Origin of the sequence: Paenalcaligenes suwonensis, from assembly GCF_011290505.1 — a bacterium.
In the GTDB taxonomy this organism is placed as follows: Bacteria; Pseudomonadota; Gammaproteobacteria; order Burkholderiales; family Burkholderiaceae_B; genus Paenalcaligenes; species Paenalcaligenes suwonensis.
Genome location: NZ_JAANPV010000006.1, coordinates 126,532 through 150,397, shown reverse-complemented (window position 1 = coordinate 150,397; position 23,866 = coordinate 126,532). Strand labels below are relative to the sequence as shown.

Genomic DNA, 23,866 nt, shown 5'->3' with positions numbered 1-23,866 from the left:
TATTAGAGTTGTACTGCAGGCAGCGTAATTAATGCACCGAAATCATTCACAATGTTGGCTTCTAGCTGGCCGTTATTTGGGCAGGAGGATAGATCAACTGTTTGTTCACTAAATGGCGCTGAGATATACCCCTTTCCGAAATCAGTCTCTTTTTTATCTATTGAAATGGAAGCAAAATTAACATTAAAAGCTGAGCTGTTACCTACATGGATTTGGCATGAGTTTCCGTTACGAATCAGAGCCCAGTTCAACGATTGATCTACATCTTTTGGTGAACCCAAACCTTTAGGTCTATAGAAGATTTTTATTCTTGTTCTGATGGCCAAGGTTAATGTGTTTTCGTCTTTTTTTTCTGCCTTAGGAATTTCCATCACATTTAGCCAAAACAAGGACTCTCTGTCTTCTGGAAGTTCGCCATCTAATTTTCTAATACTTAAAGAGAACTCTGTATTACCTTCCAATCTATTTAATGGGGGAGTAACAAAAATAGGCGTTTCCATTTCACCATTTGGACCTTCAGCCCAGTTTTGTATAACGAAAGGATCATTGGAAATATTTTTGGCTACTATGGATCCAGTATTTTTCGAACCATCAATGATTACTCGTGTACCACCAAGTTGAATAGCAGCCATTGCTTGAATGCTAAAAAAAGATGTAGCAGCTAAAGCGAAAAGATTAATGATATTTTTTTTTCTCAACATTTTATTTCCTATCTAACTCTTACGAGTAGCTGACTGTGAACGTAGCTTGTGCTGCGATTAAACCTGGTACTAAAGTATCCCAATTGTTTCCTGTGGAAACGAGGAAAGCATCAAATGTTAAATTGTTATCACCATCAGTTAGTGGGTATAAAAATGATGTCTGATTGTTAAATGCTATGTCTCTACCTTGGTTATCTTTTAAGGCTATACCAACACCTTTAGCATGATCTACACTTTGTGTTAGTTGAATGTGATAATCATTAGAATTTGGAACTGTATTTGCTGAGAATTTAAAAACGGCATTACTGTAAGTTTCTGTATTGCAGTTTTCCAAAATGATATCGAATTGAAGAGGTGTGCTATAACCGTACATTCTTAATAATCTTGCATCCACTTCACCAAAATCTACAGGATGGCCATTATTAGCAGTCACTGCACTGCAGGTAGGGGCGCGTACACTTCCATAAATATTGATTACTGTAGTATCAGCATATGCTGATGTGCTCAACATGAAGGCAGTAAGTACAGCAGCATATGTTGATAATTTGTTTGTCATATTGGCATCCGCAGGCTACTGCACTGCCATTCAGCCTAGTGCAGTAGCGCTGTACTAAAAATTAGCTGTAAGAAACTACGAAAGTGGCGTTAGCGTTAGCTTCACCTGGAGTAACAGTAGCATCCAACTGCTCATAGAAAGCGTGCAGAATCAAGCTGTTGTCACCATCTTGGATGTCCAGAGCAACAGTTGTAGTGTTGTCGAATTTCACACGACCAGCAGCGTTGCTCAGGTCAGAAGTTGTGCTCAGGCCAACAGCAACACCGCCAGCTGCACCAGCTGCACCTTTGTTGTTCAGGCGCAGGAAGTCAGGGCCTGTATCGTTAGAGCCAGCAAACTTGAAGTTAGCTGCAGTGATTGCGCCGGTATCAGTGTCACAACCAATCAGTTCGATACGGAACTCTGTAGGCAGAGTTTTATCGCCAACTGCACTGAAGTAGTTGGTTGACCATGAGCCCATTGGCACAGTGATGTCAGTGGAAGATGCTGCCAAAGAGCATGTTTCTTCGTGAATCACGCCTTCAAATTTGATGTTGCCAGTTGCGGCAGTAGCGAATGCGGAAGGCAGAATCAGAGCAGAAGCCAAAGCGATAGTTAGTGCATGTTTTTTCATCATGAGTTTCCTTAATAAGATAAGAGAAAACGTTTTTCAACGTTTGTTTGCTGCTACGACTTGCTTGTTTTTTTGACTAATTACAAGCAATTTTAAATTTCCTAGACACCAGGAAATAGGGTTAAAAATTGTATGTCTAAACAGAAATCCTCTTATATGAGGTTTGTTTTTCATACCTTTTTTAAATTTAAGATCTTCAATCATCCATTGAGCTGGTTTTGAAGCAATTTTTTCAAAAGTTTTGCTTCTTTTAATCAGAGCTAAAACAGGTTTTGCCCATAAGCAATAACCTTCTTGTATTGTTTCGGATGTCTCCCTTTGAAAGTGATGGGAATCCATAATCCAATCTTGATAGGAAATCATACTTTTAGAGCTCATGTGCTTACATATAGATTTATGTTTTTCTTGTTGCTGCCAGTAGTAAGTGTTCATGGTCATCCTTGTCTGTTGCTCTGATCTGTTTAGGTGGTTTTTCTTTTTAGTGATTTTTTACTGGGCTGTATTAAGACTTTTACAGATAACGCGTTGATCACTTTTCTTCTTTCGTTCGATTTGTGAGTATTGTGTACGAGGGGGCGATGATTTTTATGTTCTAAAGGTTTAAGGTTGTATCGGAAGGTAATTTCAGGGGAACTTTTGTATTACTTTCAACCACCGCTACAGGAGGGAATGTGTAACAGAGCAAGTGTTAATAATTGTTTAGGATGTGTTGAATTACAGAATGATGTGTTTTGGCAACATGGATTTGACTGATCAGGTTCAACCACTGCTCTTGGTAAGTATGTTTTATATCTGTAATTTTTCTTCAAGCCATTGAAATTAAAGAAAAAATTAATAATTTTCTATATGCAAGAAAAATATAGGCTATGCGCAACGGGAAAATGGAGGGCTGGGCTATGGCCACGAGTGGTTGTGTAGTCCTACGCTTTGCTGTGAAACCAAGAAGTTTCTTTAGTGGTGTGTAAATAGTCCTTAACGTCGGTGAAAAGTGGTTTTAAGGGCTGAAAGTCACTGTTGTTCGCCTTCTAAGTGATGGCAACGGTTTGTAAATTTTTTAAAAGAAACACTAGAACCGGCCATAATCGCAGACATAACAAGGCTCACCATAAAAAAATGCAGCAAAGAAGTACGTAGATTTCATGAGTAAGGCTAGGTGTTGATGTGCACCGTAGGCGACTCCTCGTGTTGTTGTAGTTTTCTTTGAAGGCAGAGGTAGAGGCTCTAGTTCTAAATAACTAGTTCTTCTGCGCTGTTCTGCCTGCTCGCCAGAGGAATGGTGCATTACAAGACCGTTAGCTACGCTTGAGATGATGTGAATTGTTGCTCTTGGAGGGCAATCGTATGAGCACACACTCTAGTAAAGCGGTTTCGGTTTTAGTAGGTAGTACCTTTTCATTCACCATCTGTTTTGCGGTATGGATGATGTTTGCCGTGTTAGGCATTCCTATACGCGAACAATTAGGATTGTCTGAAACGCAGTTTGGTTTATTAGCGGCTATGCCTGTGCTTACAGGCTCATTAGTTAGGGTGCCACTAGGTATTTGGACAGACAGATACGGTGGTCGTATTGTTTTCTTCCTGACTATGCTTGTGGCTGTAGTGCCTATCTGGCTGCTGTCCTATGCCACGCAATACTGGCAGTTTTTACTACTAGCGTTATTTGTAGGCTTGGTGGGTGGTGTGTTTTCGGTAGGCACCCCCTATGTGGCTCGTTGGTTTCCTAAGAACCGTCAAGGTTTTGCCATGGGGGTGTTTGGCGCAGGTAACTCGGGTGCCGCGCTTACCAAATTTGTAGCACCTATGTTGATGGTGGCTGCGGGTGGTACTTGGACCATCATTCCACAGGTGTACTCCATTGCTTTATTAATAACAGCAGGCATATTCTGGCTGTTGACTACCACAGACCCTAGTCATAAACAGTCCAGTCAAACTACCAGTTTCTCAGCGCAATTGGCCATGCTGAAAGACCCACGCGTGTGGCGCTACTGTCAGTATTACTCGGTAGTGTTTGGTGGTTACGTGGCCTTATCACTGTGGATGACACAGTACTACATCGGTGAATACGGCTTTAGCCTGAAAACGGCTGCGTTTTTGGCGGCCTGTTTTTCCTTACCTGGGGGCGTATTGCGCGCGGTAGGCGGGTGGGTTTCTGACAAGTTTGGAGCATATCGCACTACTTGGTGGGTAATGTGGGTGTGCTGGGTAGCGTTTTTCTTATTAAGTTATCCCGATACCGACTTCACTATACGTACTGTCAATGGTCCACAAACCTTCCACATCGCTCTGGGCCCTGTAGCGTTCACCGTTTTAATGTTTGTAGTAGGTATTGCCATGGCTATTGGCAAAGCCTCGGTATTTAAGTTCATTTCTGATGAATTTGACCAAAACATCGGTGCAGTGTCGGGCTTAGTAGGGCTAGCAGGCGGTTTGGGCGGTTTTATCTTACCTATACTTTTCGGCATTTTATTGGACCTTACCGGCGTACGTTCCAGCAGTTTCATGCTGCTGTATGGCACGGTTTGCGTGTCTCTAATCTGGATGCATTTCAGCTTTAGGGAACCTAAACCCAATATGTCTGGCGAGAAAGCGTGAGCTAAGTAGGCCATAGACTGAATCATCACATAAGGAACGAGTCATGGGCAGTTATGTTTTAAAACGTTGGACGCCAGAAGATGAGCAGTTCTGGAAAACCACAGGTCATCGTATTGCGCGTCGCAACCTGTGGATTTCTATTCCCGCTTTAATGTTCTCCTTCAGTATTTGGATGTTATGGAGCATTGTGGCGGTGAACCTTAATAGGGCAGGCTTTGATTTTTCTGCCAATGAGCTGTTTTGGTTAACGTCGTTGCCAGCGTTATCTGGCGCTACTTTGCGTATTTTCTATTCGTTTATGGTGCCCATCTTTGGTGGTAGACGATGGACCGCCATTTCAACTGCGTTGCTGCTGATTCCTGCTTTGGGGATGGGCTTTGCCTTACAAAACCCCGACACCTCTTACAACACCTTGATGATACTGGCGCTGCTCTGTGGTTTTGGTGGCGGTAACTTCAGCTCCAGCATGGCGAACATCAGTTTCTTTTTCCCTAAGTCGCATAAAGGGATGGCAACGGGTTTAAACGCCGGTATAGGTAACTTGGGTGTGTCGTTAGCGCAATTCATCGTGCCTATAGTGATTAGCGTGGGCATGTTCGGTGCGTTGGCTGGGCCACCACAAATGGTGGTGGATGCCACCGTAGCTCAGCCTGTATGGCTACAAAACGCGGGTTTTATTTGGGTACCTTTTATTGCGCTATCGTCGTTGGCAGCTTGGTTTGGCATGAACGATATTGCCGATGCTAAGGCCTCATTTAAAGAGCAGGCGGTAGTGTTTAAGCGTAAACACAACTGGTTAATGTGCTGGTTGTACGTAGGAACCTTTGGTTCATTTATTGGTTTTTCGGCAGGTTTTGCCATGTTGGCCAAACTGCTGTTCCCCGAAAACGATCCAGTGGCGTATGCCTTCCTAGGCCCACTGGTGGGGTCGCTCACGCGTTCAGCCGGTGGTTGGGTTTCCGACAAAGTGGGTGGGGCCAAGGTCACGCTGTACACCTTTGTTTTGATGACGCTGTCGGTGGTGGCATTGCTGTTTGTGATTCCTGCTGAAGGACAGACTGGCAATTTCTATGTGTTTCTCAGCGTGTTTATCGTGCTGTTTGCCTTATCTGGTGTAGGTAACGGTTCCACCTTTCGCATGATTCCTATCATTTTCATGACAGAGCGCTTGCGTGATGCCGAAGGTAAAGGCGAAGAAGCGCGTAGCCGTGCCTTGATTGATGCGGGTAAAGAGTCCGCGGCGGTGTTGGGTTTTACCGGTGCCATTGGGGCATACGGTGGTTTTTTCATTCCACGTAGTTTCGGCACGTCCATCAGTATGACCGGTGGAGTAAGTGCTGCGCTGTGGTGCTTTGTAGGCTTTTATTTGAGTTGTGTGCTGCTGACGTGGTGGTTCTACGCCAGACGCAATGCACCTATGCCATGTTAGGTCGCTAGTTCAAAAGGAGTAGTTCTTTTTATCAGGGACTACGCCTTTTGATCATGAAAACTATACGCGTGGCGAATGGTTCGCCATGCGGAATTTTTCTACAGTAATACGTAATCACAATTCTTTTACGTCAGTCCAAAGTAGCAGGGTGGGCTGAGCAATGAGGACAACAGTATGAGTCATTTTCTCGATAGGCTGAAATTCGTTTCTCGTGTGAAGTCTACGTATGCAGATGGGCACGGCGAGGTGGTTAATGAAGACCGGCAGTGGGAAAACACGTACCGGGCTCGTTGGCAGCATGACAAAATAGTGCGTTCCACGCACGGTGTGAACTGTACCGGTTCCTGTTCGTGGAAGGTGTATGTCAAAAATGGCCTGATCACCTGGGAAACACAACAAACCGATTACCCACGTACCCGAGCAGACTTGCCTAACCACGAACCTAGGGGCTGTCCGCGTGGTGCCTCGTACAGTTGGTATGTGTATTCGGCTCAGCGGGTGAAATACCCGTTAATGCGTGGCAGCCTCATGGAAATGTGGCGCGAGGCGCGCCAAACCTTAGATCCTATCGCCGCGTGGGAATCCATTAGCCAAGACCCAGAAAAAGCACGCCGTTATAAAGCGGTACGTGGCTTGGGTGGTTTTGTGCGTGCCGATTGGGATACCGCTACCGAAATCATTGCCGCCGCCAATGCCTACACCATTAAAAAGTTTGGTCCAGACAGGCTGATTGGTTTCTCGCCTATTCCCGCAATGAGCATGGTGAGCTACGCCGCTGGTGCGCGTTACCTCAGCTTATTGGGCGGTACCTGTTTGAGCTTTTACGACTGGTACTGTGATTTGCCGCCAGCCAGTCCACAGGTGTGGGGTGAACAAACCGACGTGGCCGAATCGGCCGACTGGTATAACGCTAACTACTTAATTGTGTGGGGCTCTAACGTCCCTCAAACCCGTACGCCTGATGCGCACTTCTATACCGAGGTTCGCTATAAAGGCACTAAAACCGTTGCTGTTTCCAGCGACTACGGTGAAATGGTGAAGTTCGGCGATATTTGGCTAGCACCACGACAAGGTACAGACGCTGCCTTGGCCTTAGCAATGGGCCACGTGATTTTGTCTGAATTCCATCGCCCAGATAAGTCGGCTTATTTCCGCCGCTACATTCAGCAGTACACCGATATGCCTATGTTGGTCATGTTGGAGTCGCGTGACGGTATGCTGCACCCCGGTCACTTCTTGCGTGCTTCTCATTTGGATAACGCACTGGGTCAAGTCAATAACCCAGAATGGAAAACCCTGTTAATCGATGAAAACACAGGCGAACTGGTAGTGCCTAACGGTTCTATTGGTTTGCGGTGGGGCGAGGGCGAGCACGAAGGCGGGCATGTAGGGCGCTGGAACCTAGAAATGCGTGATGCAGGCTCAGGTCGTGAAGTGCTGCCACAGCTAAGTCTGATTAAAGAGCACGACGAAGTAGTAGAGGTTGCTTTCCCGTACTTTGGCGGTGAGCACGACGACGTATTGCAGCGCCGGGTGCCTGTAAAACGCTTGTTGGGTGCAGATGGCCAGTACGTGTTGGTGGCAACGGTCTATGACTTGCAGATGGCTAACTACGGTGTGGATGGTGGATTGGGTGGCCCGAATGTGGCCAGCAGTTACGACGACGATGTGCCGTACACCCCAGCATGGCAAGAAAAGCACACCACAGTGCCGCGTCAGCAAGTCATACAAGTTGCTCGAGAGTTTGCACAAAACGCTCACGACACGGAAGGGCGTTCTATGGTGATTGTGGGTGCGGGTTTGAACCACTGGTATCACATGGACATGACCTACCGCGCGATCATCAATATGTTGGTGATGTGTGGTTGCGTGGGCCAAAGTGGTGGTGGTTGGGCACATTATGTGGGTCAAGAAAAACTGCGACCACAATTTGGTTGGGCACCACTAGCCTTTGGCTTGGATTGGTCTCGTCCACCGCGCCAAATGAATGGCACCTCTTTCTTCTACGCACACACAGGCCAATGGCGTCATGAAAAATTGGCAGTAGATGAGGTGTTGTCGCCTACGGCACAGACCTCACGCTACTCAGGCATGAGCATGATTGATATGAATGCCAAGTCTGAGCGTATGGGATGGTTGCCATCTGCACCGCAGTTGCAAACTAACCCATTGGATGTAGTGGCTCAAGCGCGCGCCAAAGGGGAAGATCCTGTTACCTATGCAGCACAAAGCCTGAAAAAAGGCACCCTGCGCATGAGCTGCGAAGATCCAGATTTACCTGAAAACTTCCCTCGTAACATGTTTATCTGGCGCTCTAACTTGCTGGGTTCTAGCGGTAAGGGGCACGAGTACATGTTGAAGTATTTACTGGGTACGCAAAACGCCGTATTTAGTGAAGAAAAAGACGGCATACGTCCGTTAGAAGTAGCCTATCGCGACGAGGAGCACGAAGGCAAACTGGACTTGTTAACCGTGCTGGATTTCCGCATGAGTACTACCTGTCTGTATGGCGATATTGTGTTGCCTACGGCTACTTGGTACGAAAAAGACGATTTGAACACGTCTGACATGCACCCCTTCATTCACCCACTTAGCGAAGCTGTACAGCCTTTGTGGGAAAGTAAAACTGACTGGGAAATCTATAAGTTACTTGCCAAACGTTTCAGTGAAATTGGTGGCGATTACTTGGGCGAACAAGAAGACTTGGTGTTGACCCCATTGATGCACGACACCCCCGGAGAGTTGGGGCAGGCCTTTGATCCTAAAGACTGGAAATACGGTGAGTGTGATTTGATCCCCGGTAAAACAGCGCCTTCCATGACCGTGGTGGAACGTGATTACCGAGATATCTACCGCAAGTTCACCTCCATAGGGCCGTTGCTAGACAAGTTGGGTAATGGCGGTAAAGGGATTAACTGGAATACTGAACACGAAATCTCCGAACTAGGGGTGTTGAATCAGCAGGTGCAAGAACCAGGCGTAAGCCAAGGTCGTCCTCAGTTGGATACGGCCATTGATGCGGCGGAAATGATTCTAACCTTAGCACCAGAAACCAACGGCCACGTGTCGGTGAAAGCATGGGAAGCATTAGAGCGAATTACGGGTCGTGAGCACAAGCATTTGGCTCAAGGGCGTTCTCACGAAAAAATTCGCTTCCGCGATATACAGGCACAGCCGCGCAAGATTATTTCAGCGCCTACATGGTCTGGTTTAGAAAGCGAAGAAGTGAGCTACAACGCCGGTTACACCAACGTGCATGAGCTGATTCCTTGGCGCACATTAACGGGCAGACAACAGTTGTATCAAGATCACCGTTGGATGTTGGACTTTGGTGAAGGCTTCTGTGTGTACCGTCCGGCAGTCGACACCAAAACGGTGGAGCCTATGCAGAAAATCCACGGTAAAGGCAAAAACGACTTGGTTCTGAACTGGGTTACTCCACACCAGAAATGGGGTATTCACAGTACTTACTCGGATAACTTGCGCATGTTGACGCTTAGCCGTGGTGGCCCACACGTGTGGATTGCCGAAAGTGAAGCTAAACGTGCAGGCTTGGTGGATAACGACTGGGTAGAAGTCTTTAACGTGAACGGTGTGGTGACAGCACGTCTGGTTGTCAGTCAGCGTATTCCTGCGGGTGTGTGTTTCATGTATCACGCCCAAGAAAAAATAGTGAACGTACCGGGCTCTCAACTGAGCGGAAAACGCGGTGGTATCCATAACTCGGTCACACGTACCGTACTGAAACCAACGCACATGATTGGTGGTTATGCCCAGCAAGCCTACGGTTTTAACTACTACGGTACGGTGGGTAGTAATCGTGACGAATTTGTGGTGCTACGCAAGCTGGATAAAGTGGATTGGATGGAAGAGCCACTCAGTCTGGAAAGTATTCGTAAAGGAGTTCATCAATGAAGATTCGTGCACAGATAGGCATGGTATTGAATCTGGACAAGTGTATTGGTTGTCACACTTGCTCGGTGACCTGTAAGAATGTCTGGACCAGTAGAGACGGTGTGGAATATGCCTGGTTCAATAACGTAGAAACCAAGCCCGGCGTGGGCTACCCTAAAGAATGGGAAAACCAGAAAAAATGGAAAGGTGGCTGGGTGCGTGATGCCAAAGGGCGTCTTAAACCCAGACAAGGTAGCAAGCTACGCATACTTGCTAATATTTTCGCAAACCCCAACTTGCCACAAATTGATGATTACTACGAACCATTTACCTACGACTATCAGCATCTACAAAATGCACCCTTAAGTCGTACTCCGCCTACGGCACGCCCTGTGTCCGTATTGACGGGACAAAAGATGGAAAAAATCACCTGGGGTCCTAACTGGGAAGATGATTTAGGCGGTGAGTTTGCTGCCCGTAGTCGTGACCAGTTGTTCGAGAACGTGCAAAAAGATATGTACGCCACGTTTGAGAACACCTTCATGATGTATTTGCCACGCTTGTGTGAGCACTGCTTAAACCCCACCTGTGTAGCAAGTTGCCCATCGGGTTCTATCTACAAACGTGAAGACGACGGTATTGTGTTGGTAGACCAAGATAAATGTCGCGGCTGGCGCATGTGTATCTCGGGTTGCCCGTACAAAAAGGTGTATTACAACTGGCAAAGCGGTAAAGCCGAAAAATGTACTTTTTGCTACCCACGTATAGAAGCAGGCCAACCTACCGTATGTTCCGAAACCTGTGTGGGGCGTATACGTTATTTAGGTGTGATGCTGTACGACGCCGACAAAATTGCTGAAGCTGCTTCTACTGCAGATGAGCAAGATTTGTACGAATCCCAGCTGGATTTGTTCTTGGACCCTAACGATCCAGAAGTGATCGCTAAAGCACGCGAACAAGGTATTCCAGAAGGTTGGCTGCAAGCTGCTAAACAATCGCCGGTGTACAAAATGGCTTGCGAATGGAAGGTGGCTTTCCCCTTGCACCCTGAGTACCGTACTTTGCCAATGGTGTGGTACATACCCCCGCTCTCCCCCATACAGTCGGCAGCTGAGTCTGGCCAAATGCCGCACGCCACCATTGGTGCTGCCAGCATGATTCCAGACGTAGACAGCTTGCGAATTCCGGTACGTTACTTGGCCAACTTGCTGACAGCAGGCAAAGAAGCGCCTATCACCTTAGCGTTGAAACGCATGCTGGCCATGCGTGCGTACAAGCGATCCGAAGTAGTGCACAAGCAGCCTGATCACGAAGTGATTTCAACGGTTGGGCTAGATGCTGCCACCGTAGAAGACATGTACCAGATCATGGCAATTGCCAACTACGAAGACCGCTTTGTAATTCCATCGTCTCACAAAGAAATGGCCGAAGACAGCTTTACCGATCAAGGTAGCTGTGGTTTCACCTTTGGTAATGGTTGCAGTGGTGGGGTAACGGAAACCACCTTATTTGGGCGACCACGTCATCGTGCAGATCAGCCCAAAGGCCCTGCTACCGGCGAACGTGCTCCTACCGTGATTGCTAGGGAAGTACGTCGCACACCTGCAGCACCGAACAACGCTGGGGAGGATAAACATGCTGCTGTATAAAGTACTTTCTACATTGTTGGATTATCCCGATCAAGAACTTCTGGATGCATTGCCAGAAGTGAATGAGGCCTTAAACGATTACCCAGAGGCTTTGCAACAATTACGCCCATTGCTGGATTTTCTGTCTGCTAAGTCGGTGATTGCAGTGCAGGAAAACTATGTCGCCACCTTTGATCGTAATCCTGCCCATTCCTTGCATTTGTTTGAGCACGTACACGGTGAAAGCCGCGATCGTGGACAGGCTATGGTGGATTTGCTGAACGAATATCAGCAGCATGGTTTTGACTTGGTGTCCGCCGAGTTGCCCGACTACATCCCCTTGTTTCTAGAGTTTTTAAGTTTGCAGCAACCCGAGCAATCGCAAGAGTTGTTGGATCAGGCTATTCATGTGTTAGCCGCTATAGGTAATAGATTGGCAGCGAACCAAAGCCCGTATGCCACGATTTTTGCCGTATTGCGCACACGCACCGACGTGCAGCCTGAAGAGCAAGAGTTACCACCCGTGCGAGATATGGATGAGGCATTAGAAATGTTTGGGGTAGGCAATGACGGTGCCGAGCCTTTGTTACACGGCAACTTTGGTGGCGAGCAAGTGGTGCGTTTTCACCCCAGAACGGCTCAGAGATCCACAGGAGAATCAGCATGAATAGCCTGAACCAGTTCTTTTTTGGCGTCTATCCCTATATAGCGTTAACGATTTTCTTTTTGGGTAGTTTGGTGCGTTTTGAGCGTGAGCAATACACGTGGAAAAGCGATAGCTCTCAGTTGCTGTATCACGGCTCGTTACGACTGGGGAATATCCTGTTCCATATTGGGATTATCGGTTTGTTCTTTGGTCACTTAGTAGGGCTGCTGACCCCTGTGGCCGTGTGGGATTTCCTTGGTATTTCGCACAGCACTAAACAAGTGTTTGCGATGGCGGCCGGTGGTGTGATGGGGCTGATGTGTTTGGCGGGCTTGTTAATACTGCTGTATCGACGCTTAACCAATCCACGTATCGCAGCACAAACACGGTTTGGCGATAAGTTGCTGCTTGTGTGGTTACTGCTGACGTTATTGCTGGGTTTAAGCACTATTTTTGTGTCCATGCAGCATTTGGATGGTGAAGAAATGGTGTTGTTGATGTCGTGGGCACAGCATATTGTCACCTTCAGATCCGGTGCTGCAGCGTATATCGCTAGTGCATCGTGGGTGTTTAAAGCACACTTGTTCATGGGTATGACGCTGTTTGTAATTTTCCCCTTTACCCGTTTAGTACACGTGTGGAGCGGGTTTGCCTCGGTGTTTTATTTGGGTCGTGCGTGGCAGCTCGTACGTCCACGTCGCTAGGGAGACGCACATGGGAGTCAAAGTAAATGGCATTGAGCTTACCGATGCAGAGGTAGAGCAAGAGCTTAGCTACCATCAAGAGTCTGAAAACCCATTGGAAATGGCGTTAAATACCTTGGTGGTGCGACGTTTGCTGCTAGACGAAGCGAACCGGCTAGGGGTGCAAGGTGATACCGATGACGCCGTCATCGATAATTTATTGGCAAAAGAGGTGGCCTTGCCGCAGCCAGACGAGGAAATCTGTAAGCGTCACTATGTTCAGCACCCAGAACATTTCACCGTAGGTGAGTGCTTAGAGGCCGAGCATATTTTGTTCCAAGTCACACCAGACGTAGACCTGCAAGCATTACGCGAACGTGCTCAGGTGGTGCTAGAGCAAGTGCAACAAGCACCTGAACAATTGCCCGCCTTGGCTAAGCAGTTTTCCAATTGCAGTTCGGCGGCAGTAGGCGGCAGTTTAGGGCAGCTATCGCGCGGACAAACGGTACCTGAGTTTGAGCGTGTGGTGTTTGCGATGCCGGCAGGACAGGTGCTACCCCGCTTGTTAGAAACGCGCCATGGCTTGCATGTGGTAAGAGTGTTACGGCGAGCAGAGGGTAAATTGTTACCTTACGAAAAAGTCAGCGACAGCATACGGGATGCCTTGAGTGCGGCTAACGAAGCCATTGCGTGGCGACAGTTTTTGCAACGCTTGGTAGGGCAGGCTCGTATAGAAGGCCTGGAACACTTTACGGGTGCAGATAGTCCATTGATGCAGTAGGGAAATGAACGCGAAGCAAAGTGGTAGAGCAGCCATAGGTGTAAGCTATAGATATCATCCACTTACGATGAGGTATCTCTATGGGCAATAGCCAGCCTGCAATGCTTGGCCAACTGAAATTGTGGGAGCGATTATCCACGCGCTTAACCGCGAGTGTGGTGGTGGCTCTCGCAATTTTTTTAACCATGATAGGTTGGACCTTATGGTTGTCATGGCAAATGGAAGGTGCGGCGGCGGCGATTAACGATGCTGGAACGTTGCGTATGCGCGCTAATCAGGTGGCGTTATCGCTAGAGGCACTTTCCCATGATAACGAGGGAAAAATTCCTGCCCGCTTAGACCGGCAACTGCACAAACAAGCCTTTGTGCTGCAGCAGCTACGCCAGGGAGACCCTTCTAGACCCTTGATGTTGCCGCGTGATTCGGCAGTGCATGAGCAGTTAGAGCAAGTCACCCAGTATTGGTACTCGCAGATGGTAGGCAGTGTAAGGCTGGCGTCTACGCAAGAGGCAGCGCAACAGTATCAGATTGCTTTGCCAGGATTCTTAGAAAAAGCCGATCATCTGGTGCATTTGATAGAAGTGGATAATGCACAAAAAACCTTTTTGTTGCGCTTGCTGCAAGTTGTTTTATTGGTGATTGCGGTAGTTGGCGCGGGAGCGCTGATCTACCTAGTCTATAGATGGATTCTTTTCCCTATCACGGTGTTACGGAATGGCGTGAATAGAATGGCAGAGCGAGATTTCTCGGTGTCATTACCCATACAGCGACGTGATGAATTTGGAGAGCTGTCTGACGGATTTAACCTAATGGCTAAAGAACTCAACAGCCTATATTTGGATCTGGGTCGTAGAGTAGAAGAAAAAACCCAGCAGTTGGCGCTACGTAATGCCTCGTTATCGGCTCTATACGAGATGGCTGCTTTTTTAAGTCAGCCACTAGAGATAGAAGAGATGTGCCGCGGTTTCCTAGACCGCGTCATGCGCCAGTTTAAAGCAGACGGAGGGTCTATACGTACGTTAGACCCACGTCACGACAACCTGCGATTAGTACTCTCGCAAGGGTTATCGGCTTCTCACGAACAGCATGAATCGTGCATCAAAGTAGGGGCATGCTTTTGTGGGCAGGCTACTCGTAGTGGCACAGTGTCTATTCAAGATGTAGGACGTATACGTGCCCCAGAATCGTTTCACTGTTTGAATGACGGCTTTCAAAGCCTGAATGTGTTTCAGATCATGGCACAAGACGAGGTGTTGGGCTCGTTTTCCTTGCATTTCAAAGCCAGTCGCAAACTAACGGCTAGCGAACGTCACTTACTGGAAACCTTGGGTAAGCATTTAGGCGTGGCCTTACAGAACCGACGGTTATTGGGCGAAACTCGTCAGTTAGCGATGGAGCAAGAACGCAATCTATTTGCGCAGGGGTTACACGACAGCATTGCGCAAGGGCTGAATTTTTTAAACCTACAGTTGCAAATGCTGGACCAGTCGCTACGAAACAATAAGGTAGATGAAGCCAAAGAGATTCTGCCTTTGTTGCGGGCCGGTGTAGATGAAAGCTACCAAGATGTGCGCGAACTACTTAGCAACTTCCGTAGCCGTTTAGGTGAGGGAGAGTTGTTAGATGCAGTGTGTGAAACCGTAGAGCGCTTTCAACGACAAGTGGATGTCTTGGTAGAACTTGAAACAGAAGGGTTGGATGAGGGCACGGCGCTGACCCAAGAGCAGCAACTGCAAGTGCTGTTTATTTTGCAAGAAGCCCTGTCGAATGTACGTAAACATGCACAGGCTAAAAAAGTAGAAATTCTGATACGTGAAGGGATGGATTTCACCTTGCAGGTGATTGACGACGGTGTGGGTTACGAGGAAGAAGCCTTAGGCCACGAGGGCAGAGAACAACTAGGCCGACGCATTATGAAAGAACGTGCAGCGCGCATAGGAGCGACGTTAGAACAAGTTTCTACCGTGGGCAAAGGGGCTAAAGTCTCGTTGTGGTTGCCCGTACTCGTTTCACGTAACAGACCCGATGACTCAGCGCACACCGCCATGCAAGAAGGTGTGTGACATAACACTAGCGAACACTATGACTATACGAATTCTACTTATTGATGATCACAGCCTGTTTCGTTCTGGTGTGAAGTTGCTGTTGATGCGTCAAGATGATTTTGAAGTGGTAGGCGAGGCAGCAGATGGGGCCGAGGGTTTGAAACGCGCTACCGCTTTAACGCCTGATGTGATCTTGTTGGATTTGAATATGCCAGGGTTATCTGGGCTGGATACTTTACAACTGTTAGTGCAAGAGCTACCCGATTGCGCAGTGATTATCTTGACCGTATCTGAAGAGGCAGAAGAGTTAGCTCAAGCGCTGAGCTATGGCGCTAGAGGGTACTTACTGAAGAATATGGACGTAGAGGCGCTAACCTTGGCTATACGTAAAGCAGCAGCGGGCGAGCCGGTTATCGACAACCAAATGACCGTAAAGTTGGTTGAGCAATTTCGCCAACATGGCACGAATGTAGTCAGTAAAGAGCGTAATGAGCAGCAAACTCGTTTAACGCAGCGCGAACGAGAAATTATGCAGTGCTTGGCGAGGGGCGATAGCAATAAAGCCATAGCTCGCACCTTAGATGTGGCAGAAAGCACGGTCAAAATTCATGTACAGAATATTTTGAAGAAGTTGGATTTAACCAGTCGGGTACAAATTGCGGTGTACGCCGTAGAACACGGTTTAGTATCGGAGTAAAACATGGCACACGATAGCAGCATGACCACAGGTTGGATGCCTATCAAGGCGTTGGCATTTAGACCTTTTTTCTTCTTAGCAGCCTTAAGTAGCATAGTGTTTTTAGTGGTGTGGTTATTGTTCTGGCATGGCAAAGTGTTATTGCAACCCTATGGCTCGATGCTGTGGTGGCACCAGCACGAAATGCTGTTTGCGTTTGTCTCGGCGGTAGTGGCTGGGTTTTATTGACGGCTGTACGCAATTGGACTGGGCTGCCTAGCCTGACTGGCGTACCGTTGCTGCTGCTGGTGTTGTTGTGGTTGCTGGGGCGTGTGCTGATGGCGTTTCCACCGTCAGGTCTCGTGGTCGTGGCTGGGATAGTAGACATGGCATTTTTGCCAGCGGTAGCGTTGATCATGGCGTATCTCGTAGGGCGCGCCAAATTATGGCGCAACCTGATGTTTGTGCCTATTTTGCTGTTACTGGCCTTGGCAAATGTGGGCATGCATGTGGGGGCGTGGCGCGCCGACTTCTTATTAATACAGCATTCGGTATATATGGGCATCTTATTAATCACGTTGTTAATGGTGATTTTAGGTGGACGTGTTATTCCATTTTTTACGTCCAGAAAACTTAACCGTGATGCCGTTAAACCCATAAAAGGGCTAGAGCTAGGCTCTATTTTGCTGGTGCTGTGTTTAGTGGTTTGGCAGATTTTCGCTATGTTTGGCGTAGTGTTCTCGTCTGCGCTGATGGCAGTGGTGTGTGTGGTAGCAGGGGTATGCAACCTAGTTCGTGCGTTACGTTGGGAAGGGTTACGCTGTTGGCATGAGCCGTTGTTGTGGGGGCTGCACACTAGCTATTACGTTATTGGTATTGCCTTGTTATTGTGGGCTGGGGCATTACTGGGTTGGATGCGTACTGAAATTGCGATTCATACGTTGACCATAGGTGCCATGTCCACCATGATTTTGGCCATGATGGCACGGGTCAGTTTAGGGCACACGGGGCGACCCATTAAAACCTTACCCGGTATAGGTTGGGCACTGGCTTTTATGCTCATTGCCGCGGTAGTGCGAGGCCCTGTGGTGGCGGTGTTTCCTACCATTGCCCTACCGGTGTATGACACGAGCGTCACTTTGTGGGTGGTGGCTTATGTGATTTTCTTGTACCACTACAGCAAGCCGTTGTTAACCATTAGGGTGGATGGTGCTGAGGGCTAAGGATGTGCTACCAGCACTAGTTAGTACGTGGGCTGGGATGTACTGTGGCAAAATCGTGGCTTAGAAAATAAGTAGGTATACACATGAATGAGTCCACGGTATTTGTTAGCAGTGTTCTGGATGCACTGAAGCAACTCGTAGAGCATAAGCGTGCGAGCTTAAATGGCACTGCCGAAAGCATTGTGGCGCGTAGCGCATTGCAAGACGGCATGTTTGATGAGCTGGGCATTAGCGTGGAAAACACCGTGGATGCGCAGAAGATGCGTATCACCGCACAGTTATCCACACAAGAACACAGTGTGGTGGTATCGCTCGCAGAGCGCTGGACGTCAGAACAACTACAACAGCACTTCATTCCTGCCTTACGTGAACAGATCACGGCGTGGCTAGATACCCAAAAAGGGGATGCCTTTTGGGCGCATACTGTGGTGGTGCAGTTACTGTATCCCGCACAGTTTGGCCCAAAGTTAGAGCCGCATGGCATTTTGCTGGTGTACCGTGACGAAGCCCGAGCAGCTGCCTTGCGCCAACGCATAGCAAATTATATGGACAGCGCTTTGTGGCAGGGTAAGCATCCTCCTAAAGATTTAGATGTGATGTTCCTCTTGCAGCATCTCGTGTGCCCGCAGTTGTATACGCACATTGATGCGGCTCAGATAGAGCGAGCCTGTAAAGCTATTCTTGAACTCAGCAAGGTTTCCCCCAAGCGCTTGGTGCAGGTACGAAACAGCATGCTCCACACCTTGAAAAGGTGGGCGAATAAGGTGTTTTTGCCACGGTATTTTGAAACGGTTGAGCCCTTATATGGGTCGGCGATGTTTTTCTCTATCGTGCCAGACCACGATATAGGAGTACGAAACCGTACGGCGTTTGTGCAGGAAGATCAGGCAAGCGTAGAGCTACTCGCCTTTATTGCCGTGTTGATATTGCAGTTTGAGCCTAGCTACAGCCGCGATACGGGCATTGCCTACTTAAATCAGGCGGGGGAGCTAGGGTATCAGCGTGCTTACGATTTATTGAAAACGGGCAGCGGGTTAATAGACCCAGCGTATACCCGCTTAACTACCGATGAGGTAGAGTGCCTTGCCAATGATGTGCAAGCTCAGGTGCACATCAAAATACGTCAAGAAACAGCAAGCGCTTATGCGGCGGCACTACGTTTTTTAAGTAATGTCTTGGAGCAAGGCTTTCCCCACAGCTATCAAATTCGCTTAAGCAGTAAAGCCAAGGCGGTGTTTCCAGTGCCGAAGCTGGGCAAGGGAAAAACGCTACAATTTTTTGCGAATGCGGCACAGTATGCTGAGCTACATGCCGAGCTAGAACGCTATGCAGAGGTAGCGATGCAAGAGTATGAATGGTATTCCGATCAAGAAAATGAATACTGTGCCATGCCAGGCAGCTATGCCGTGTTTATTTTGGCCTTAGCCAATGAGCGTTATTTACCCTTGCTACAGCGCTACTTACAACAGGTTGATGACGAACACCAAATGGTGCACCAGCAGTTTTTGAAAACCTTGCTAGAAACACAGGGTATGACCACCGCTAATAGCGCTATCGTAGTGGATGGAATAGGCCGCGTGAATGGTGACTTTAAAGCGAAAGTCGCCAGCGTTTTTGAGGGTGAGCAGGCGCTGCAGTTATTGCTAGAGCAAAGCCGTAAGTTGGATCGTTACGCTGTTCAAACTCTGGTGTATTTCATCTGGGGCTCAGAGGCCGCATTGCGTAAAGTACATAAACAAGCAGTAGAGCCACAGAAGGCGTTATTGGGCGAGTTACTGACCCAACATGCGCAGCGTTAGGAAAACAGCTTAGAATTTTTCCCAGCCTACGGAGATAGTATGCAGTTTTCTGGCACCCCATACAGTGATTTCAGATAGTTCTTCGCTGTCGGGGGTATAGGGGTCGCGTAGCAGTATTTGTGCTTCGGCGCGTCTGGCACCAGGAGCCAAACCAAAGTAACTATAGACAGAACCCACATAGCACGAAGTGTCTGCCCACACAGGTACGTTGCCTATGCCATCTACGCTGTAATGCAGTGCGCTGCCCATGGAGTAAGCGTCAATTTCTTCGGGAGGGGTATCTGCAGGCACGGGGCATACGGCGGTAGGGCCGTCGTTGTTCACCACCTGGGTATCTTGCATGGTGTTCAAGTCGTGAAAGAGTTTTTTCTGATCAATGTAGGTGGCAAGGTTATTGCGTGCGCTCTTGTCAGGCGGTGTTAGCCCTGTGAACTCAGTTTTATAGGTGACGGTAATGACGGGCACTTCGGCTTCATGATGAAACGGACGCAATAAGTAAAATTTTTCTTGCCCAAAGGTACCATTGAAAAACACGGCATAAATTTGCCCGTTGATGTCTACCCATGTGCTCCACTGATTCGCGCCCCTACCATTTTCGGTAAACAGCTCTCCTGGCATGAGAGAGTCATCCTCGAGTGCGGCAACGGTGTGAGGCACAAACTGTGCACCTGAGCGCTTAAGTACGCCGGTATAACTAAAAAGCCCCGTACCGCCTATATAGCTTTCAATAATTAGGTCGCGCTGCCCATCATTATCTAAATCCATTAAGGCATACGAGATATTGCCGGACTCAGAGTAAGCATCAATATCAGAATTTTGTATGGCTTCCCACTCGTCAGGGCTAATGCTTGGGTCTGGGGTAGAGAGTTGTTTGCTGTCTTGTTCTTCGTCAAATTGCTGCTCGAAGTAACTGATGGGACGTTTGATGGGGAAAGCATTCACCAAGGTTTCTTCTAGTGGTCTATCGCTTAACAGCCGTTCGGCCAGTACATCGTACAACTTGTATAGTGCGGACTCATCTTTGCTGCTAGCGGCCAAGGCGGGTGGTGCGGTAGCAGCGAGCAGACTGCAGCCCAGTATGCAGGTAGCAACCACGCGGTAGCGATGAGCAGGAGAGGTTGTGGACGTAGAGCGCCTAGTGTGTGACGAGCGGCGGGGGGTAGGCTTTAGGCCTGCGAAAGTTTGAGTAGGCATGGCAGCTCTTGGTCGAGGTTCGTGGTACTGCGTGTTTACTATTACCGCACAACGAGGGTGTTTTGGGTAGTGATAAAACCTCAACGTATGGCATTGAGAGTTGTTGAGGATTTTTTAATGCTAACCGAATTAATATATGGATTCAAATTTTTATTTATTTTTGTTTGTTAAGTAATATGTGGTTGTGTATTTATTGAATTATTTTTGAATGGTTTTTATTGGTATGGGTGTTTTTTAAATAATGATATTTTATTTTTTTGTTTGATTTGTTTGTGTTAATTTAAATAAAAAATAAGTTGAATTTATTAAAATAAAATGGTGGTTATAAGAGAATAAGGATAATGTTGTTCGTGTTTTTATAATTGCTACTCATAATGCTTTGCATGGATAAATAGTTTGGCTGCAAGGCCAGTCTTATGTGGAGTAGCAGATGACGATGAAAATAATGACAGGGGTATTGGCGCTGTTTGCTGTGATCAGTAGTTCTAGTGTTATGGCGCAGGCCAGTAGCTTATTAAATGCATCGTTTGACGTGGCGCGTGAAACCTTTGCGGCAGTAAATCCCAAATTTGTAGAGCATTGGCAGCAAAAAACTGGGCAAAGCATCAAGATAGATCAGTCTTTCGCGGGTAGCTCGCGTCAAGCCCAAGACATTATTCAAGGTAAAAAAGTCGATGTGGTGACCTTAAATCAGGTCACTGATATCGCTGCTCTGGTAGAGCGGGGCATTGTGGCTGAAGACTGGGCAGAACGCCTGCCGTATAACAGTTCGCCTTACTACAGCACCATCACATTTTTGGTGCGTAAAGGTAATCCTAAAAAAATTCAAGACTGGGATGATCTCGTACGCGAGGATGTGAGCCTCGTTTTTTCAAACCCCAAGACCTCAGGCAATGCACGGTACAGTTATTTGGGCGCCTGGTTATATGCGCATCATGCCTTTAACGGGGATGAGACACAAATACGAGATTTCGTAGGTAAGTTGCTGGCTAATGTAGAGAATTTTCCTACTGGTAGCAGAGGGGCCACTGTCGCTTTTGCTCAAAATGGCCAAGCCGATGTATTGCTAACTTTTGAGTTCGAAGAGCGCAACATCATCAACAGCCCAGAGTTTAGAGATCAAGGTTTTGAAATTGTTGTGCCGCCTAGCAGTGTGTTAGCTGAATTCCCTGTGGCGGTGGTTGATAACGTAGCAGACGAACGTGGTAGCCGAGATCTGGCGACGGCCTTTTTACGGTTTTTATATACACCAGATATTCAAGTTGTGTTGAGCGAGCTCAACTACCGGGTACGGGACCCTGATGTGGTGGCGAAGCAGGCAGGGGTTTTTCCCGCACTTAGGCTTGTTAATCCTACCGATGTGCTGGGTTCGTGGGCAGACATACAAGCCACGCATTTTGCGGTAGATGGTGTGTTGGATCAGTTACAAAACTGAGCCCTCATTACCCCCCTGTTTAGCGAGAGTTTGTAGCTGTTTTGACAGCTAATGTCGCCACTTACTGCACTAAAAAAGTGTGGCGTTATTAGCAAGGTTATGCAACAGAGAAGTGAATAGATTGAGAGGTGACTGTATCTTTTGAAACTGAATATTGAGAATATCGCGATAATGTTAATAGCGTTAACGCTATGTTTTTATGTGGAAGTGACGGAGGTGCGCAATGCGCTGTCAATGACGAGTCGGGCTACTAGTCGCTATGTAAGCAGAAAACTTAACGTAGCCTAACAATTGCTGCTCGTAGTGAAAAAAGCTCAAGTAACAGCTGGCTCGGATACATGGAATCTGTCTAATCCTTTGACCATAGGTAGTTCGACACATGGCCGTTTAGAGGTCAAAGGTGGAGCAACCGTTAAGGCTACCGATACTGTCGATGTGGGCGTGTCGAGTACGGGGGAGTTGTTAGTAGATGGGGCTGGGTCCAGCTTTATTACAGAGGATCTTCTATCTATAGGTACGGCGCCAGATACCAGCTCACCTAAGGGTAAAGGGTTGGTAGAGGTCACCAATGGCGGTTCTCTTACCGCAAATAGAATGTATATCAATGAATCCGGTGCAGGTTCTACGGTGTGAGTATCGGGAGCAAACTCATCGATACGGGTTACAGATCAGGTAAGGGTGGTAGGATCTCTAGGTAACGGTGCAGATGCTGCTGAGATACGTATAGAGGACGGGGGACACTTTAGTGCTAAGGATCTCAGTACTATGAAGACTTGGCTTCACAAGTGTTAGAGCAAAGCCCTGCTCATGTGCTGTTACTGCATACCAATCAAATCAATGCGGATACTATTGCCGAGGTTATTCAGGCTTTTGAGCAGCGCGGTTGGCGTTTTGTTTCGCCATTGCTGGCGTTTGATGACCCGTCGTACGAGCAGCAAGCGAATACCTTACCCGCGGGGGAAAGTAGCATTTGGGCTGCTGCTAAAGCAAAGGGGGTAGAGGGCTTGCGCTATCCGGCGGAAGATTCAGTGTATGAAAAGCCGAATTTACAGGCACAAGGATTGTTGCCGGTTTCTTTTCAGTAAAGACGGGTAGGTTGGTATCTACTCAACGTCGCTATGAATAACGAGTCAAGCGATGTAGCGTAGAGAAAGACAAATAAAAAAAGCCATTTCCGAAGAAATGGCTTTTTTACTAAATATGGCGCGGCTGGCAAGATTCGAACTCACGACCCCTTGGTTCGTAGCCAAGTACTCTATCCAACTGAGCTACAGCCGCTGTGAGAAGTAAACTATAGCATTAACAATAATACAGACGCAAGCATTATTTGCTAGTTGGGGAATATAACCATGTAATCGTCTTGGTAGTTGTGTCAAAGTGGAGTGTTATGATGCGGCTTAGTCATTAGGCTACATGCCGTTTTTGCACAGGGAGTTTCTACGCATGGTTCCATTTGGGTTAAGTGCCGCACAGTTTCAAGCGCGTTATAGACGTTGCCTAGACAAAGCCTCTACGCACGTGATTAACAAGTTTCGCGAGCTGTTTACGCAACCCGTGCCTGATACTGTTCGTAGCGCTGAAGTGCAAATTTTCTTTGGCGAAGATGGCCTAGAAATCCCGTCAGCGTGGATTTACTACAGCGGTGAAAATAACAAAGTAGATAACAGCGATCCTACGATTTTCCCAGGCAGAGCGATGGAGCTTTCTATGGGCTTAGATAAGATGGACGCGTTTCATGAAGATTACTTCGTAGACGAAGATTTTGATGGTCTAAGTATTGCTGCCAACACGACTAAAGCGTGGTTTGCAGAATGCTGGTGGAAGGCAGGAGGATGGAGTTACCCCGTACCTGTGATGGTATGGGTGCACGATGGTTTTGGGGATGGTTGTGGTGTAGAACTATCTGAGCGATAGCTGCTGTATAGAGTCACCCTAGCAGGTGATCTCTATACAAGCAGAAAATAAAAAAGC

General features: G+C 47.6%; 19 protein-coding genes, 1 tRNA gene and 1 pseudogene. 15 read left to right on the top strand and 6 right to left on the bottom strand.

Going from position 1 to position 23,866, the window contains the following annotated elements; translation table 11 throughout:
• Window positions 1–2: 2 nt before the first annotated feature.
• The 4 genes from GY634_RS10765 to GY634_RS10750 form a co-directional block, all read right to left on the bottom strand.
• Window positions 3–701: a fimbrial biogenesis chaperone gene (locus GY634_RS10765; RefSeq protein ID WP_166408539.1), complete on the bottom strand. Its 699-nt coding sequence runs from the start codon at window positions 699–701 to the stop codon at window positions 3–5.
• 19 nt (window positions 702–720) lie between these two features.
• Complete coding sequence (locus GY634_RS10760) at window positions 721–1,257, bottom strand: fimbrial protein (RefSeq protein ID WP_166408538.1); 537 nt, start codon at window positions 1,255–1,257, stop codon at window positions 721–723.
• A gap of 61 nt (window positions 1,258–1,318) precedes the next feature.
• The gene (locus tag GY634_RS10755; RefSeq protein WP_166408537.1) at window positions 1,319–1,873 is read right to left on the bottom strand and encodes a fimbrial protein; all 555 of its coding nucleotides are present in this window, start codon (window positions 1,871–1,873) and stop codon (window positions 1,319–1,321) included.
• Between the two features lie 33 nt (window positions 1,874–1,906).
• Window positions 1,907–2,302: a hypothetical protein gene (locus GY634_RS10750; RefSeq protein WP_166408536.1), complete on the bottom strand. Its 396-nt coding sequence runs from the start codon at window positions 2,300–2,302 to the stop codon at window positions 1,907–1,909.
• A 909-nt stretch (window positions 2,303–3,211) separates the two neighbouring features.
• On the opposite strand from GY634_RS10750, the gene GY634_RS10745 reads away from it, so the two are divergent.
• The 11 genes and pseudogenes from GY634_RS10745 (at window position 3,212) to GY634_RS10695 (ending at window position 19,266) form a co-directional block, all read left to right on the top strand.
• Complete coding sequence (locus GY634_RS10745; RefSeq protein WP_166408535.1) at window positions 3,212–4,462, top strand: MFS transporter; 1,251 nt, start codon at window positions 3,212–3,214, stop codon at window positions 4,460–4,462.
• A 43-nt stretch (window positions 4,463–4,505) separates the two neighbouring features.
• On the top strand, window positions 4,506–5,891 hold the full coding sequence (locus GY634_RS10740; RefSeq protein WP_166408534.1) for a NarK family nitrate/nitrite MFS transporter: 1,386 nt from the start codon (window positions 4,506–4,508) through the stop codon (window positions 5,889–5,891).
• Between the two features lie 174 nt (window positions 5,892–6,065).
• The gene (locus GY634_RS10735; protein ID WP_166408533.1) at window positions 6,066–9,806 is read left to right on the top strand and encodes a nitrate reductase subunit alpha; all 3,741 of its coding nucleotides are present in this window, start codon (window positions 6,066–6,068) and stop codon (window positions 9,804–9,806) included.
• The gene (gene narH, locus GY634_RS10730) at window positions 9,803–11,434 is read left to right on the top strand and encodes a nitrate reductase subunit beta (protein WP_166408532.1); all 1,632 of its coding nucleotides are present in this window, start codon (window positions 9,803–9,805) and stop codon (window positions 11,432–11,434) included. Before GY634_RS10735 ends, narH begins: the two co-directional genes overlap by 4 nt.
• Window positions 11,421–12,080, top strand: a complete 660-nt coding sequence (gene narJ, locus GY634_RS10725) for a nitrate reductase molybdenum cofactor assembly chaperone (RefSeq protein WP_166408531.1) — start codon at window positions 11,421–11,423, stop codon at window positions 12,078–12,080. Before narH ends, narJ begins: the two co-directional genes overlap by 14 nt.
• Window positions 12,077–12,763 carry a respiratory nitrate reductase subunit gamma gene (gene narI / locus GY634_RS10720; RefSeq protein ID WP_166408530.1) on the top strand — a complete coding sequence of 229 codons (687 nt, stop codon included), beginning with the start codon at window positions 12,077–12,079 and terminating at the stop codon, window positions 12,761–12,763. The genes narJ and narI overlap by 4 nt, the downstream gene beginning before the upstream one ends.
• Before the next feature lie 10 nt (window positions 12,764–12,773).
• Window positions 12,774–13,523, top strand: coding sequence for a peptidylprolyl isomerase (locus tag GY634_RS10715; protein ID WP_166408529.1), 750 nt, complete (start codon window positions 12,774–12,776; stop codon window positions 13,521–13,523).
• 80 nt (window positions 13,524–13,603) lie between these two features.
• On the top strand, window positions 13,604–15,586 hold the full coding sequence (locus tag GY634_RS10710) for a type IV pili methyl-accepting chemotaxis transducer N-terminal domain-containing protein (protein ID WP_166408528.1): 1,983 nt from the start codon (window positions 13,604–13,606) through the stop codon (window positions 15,584–15,586).
• A gap of 19 nt (window positions 15,587–15,605) precedes the next feature.
• On the top strand, window positions 15,606–16,265 hold the full coding sequence (locus GY634_RS10705; protein WP_166408527.1) for a response regulator: 660 nt from the start codon (window positions 15,606–15,608) through the stop codon (window positions 16,263–16,265).
• A gap of 3 nt (window positions 16,266–16,268) precedes the next feature.
• A pseudogene (locus GY634_RS10700) lies at window positions 16,269–17,467 on the top strand (NnrS family protein).
• An 83-nt stretch (window positions 17,468–17,550) separates the two neighbouring features.
• Complete coding sequence (locus GY634_RS10695; protein WP_166408526.1) at window positions 17,551–19,266, top strand: DUF6138 family protein; 1,716 nt, start codon at window positions 17,551–17,553, stop codon at window positions 19,264–19,266.
• Between the two features lie 9 nt (window positions 19,267–19,275).
• Here the strand turns inward: GY634_RS10695 and GY634_RS10690 are convergent, their stop codons facing one another.
• The gene (locus GY634_RS10690) at window positions 19,276–20,460 is read right to left on the bottom strand and encodes a hypothetical protein (protein WP_166408525.1); all 1,185 of its coding nucleotides are present in this window, start codon (window positions 20,458–20,460) and stop codon (window positions 19,276–19,278) included.
• Window positions 20,461–20,890: 430 nt separating this feature from the next.
• Here GY634_RS10690 and GY634_RS10685 point away from each other — a divergent pair, with 430 nt between their 5' ends.
• From GY634_RS10685 to GY634_RS10675, 3 genes are all read left to right on the top strand, one after another.
• On the top strand, window positions 20,891–21,895 hold the full coding sequence (locus tag GY634_RS10685; protein WP_166408524.1) for a sulfate ABC transporter substrate-binding protein: 1,005 nt from the start codon (window positions 20,891–20,893) through the stop codon (window positions 21,893–21,895).
• 303 nt (window positions 21,896–22,198) lie between these two features.
• Window positions 22,199–22,528 carry a hypothetical protein gene (locus GY634_RS10680; protein ID WP_166408523.1) on the top strand — a complete coding sequence of 110 codons (330 nt, stop codon included), beginning with the start codon at window positions 22,199–22,201 and terminating at the stop codon, window positions 22,526–22,528.
• 152 nt (window positions 22,529–22,680) lie between these two features.
• Complete coding sequence (locus GY634_RS10675; protein ID WP_166408522.1) at window positions 22,681–22,980, top strand: polysaccharide deacetylase family protein; 300 nt, start codon at window positions 22,681–22,683, stop codon at window positions 22,978–22,980.
• 116 nt (window positions 22,981–23,096) lie between these two features.
• Here GY634_RS10675 and GY634_RS10670 read toward each other — a convergent pair.
• Window positions 23,097–23,173: transfer RNA gene (locus GY634_RS10670), tRNA-Arg, on the bottom strand.
• Between the two features lie 165 nt (window positions 23,174–23,338).
• Here GY634_RS10670 and GY634_RS10665 point away from each other — a divergent pair.
• Window positions 23,339–23,809, top strand: coding sequence for a hypothetical protein (locus tag GY634_RS10665; RefSeq protein ID WP_166408521.1), 471 nt, complete (start codon window positions 23,339–23,341; stop codon window positions 23,807–23,809).
• Window positions 23,810–23,866: the final 57 nt, after the last annotated feature.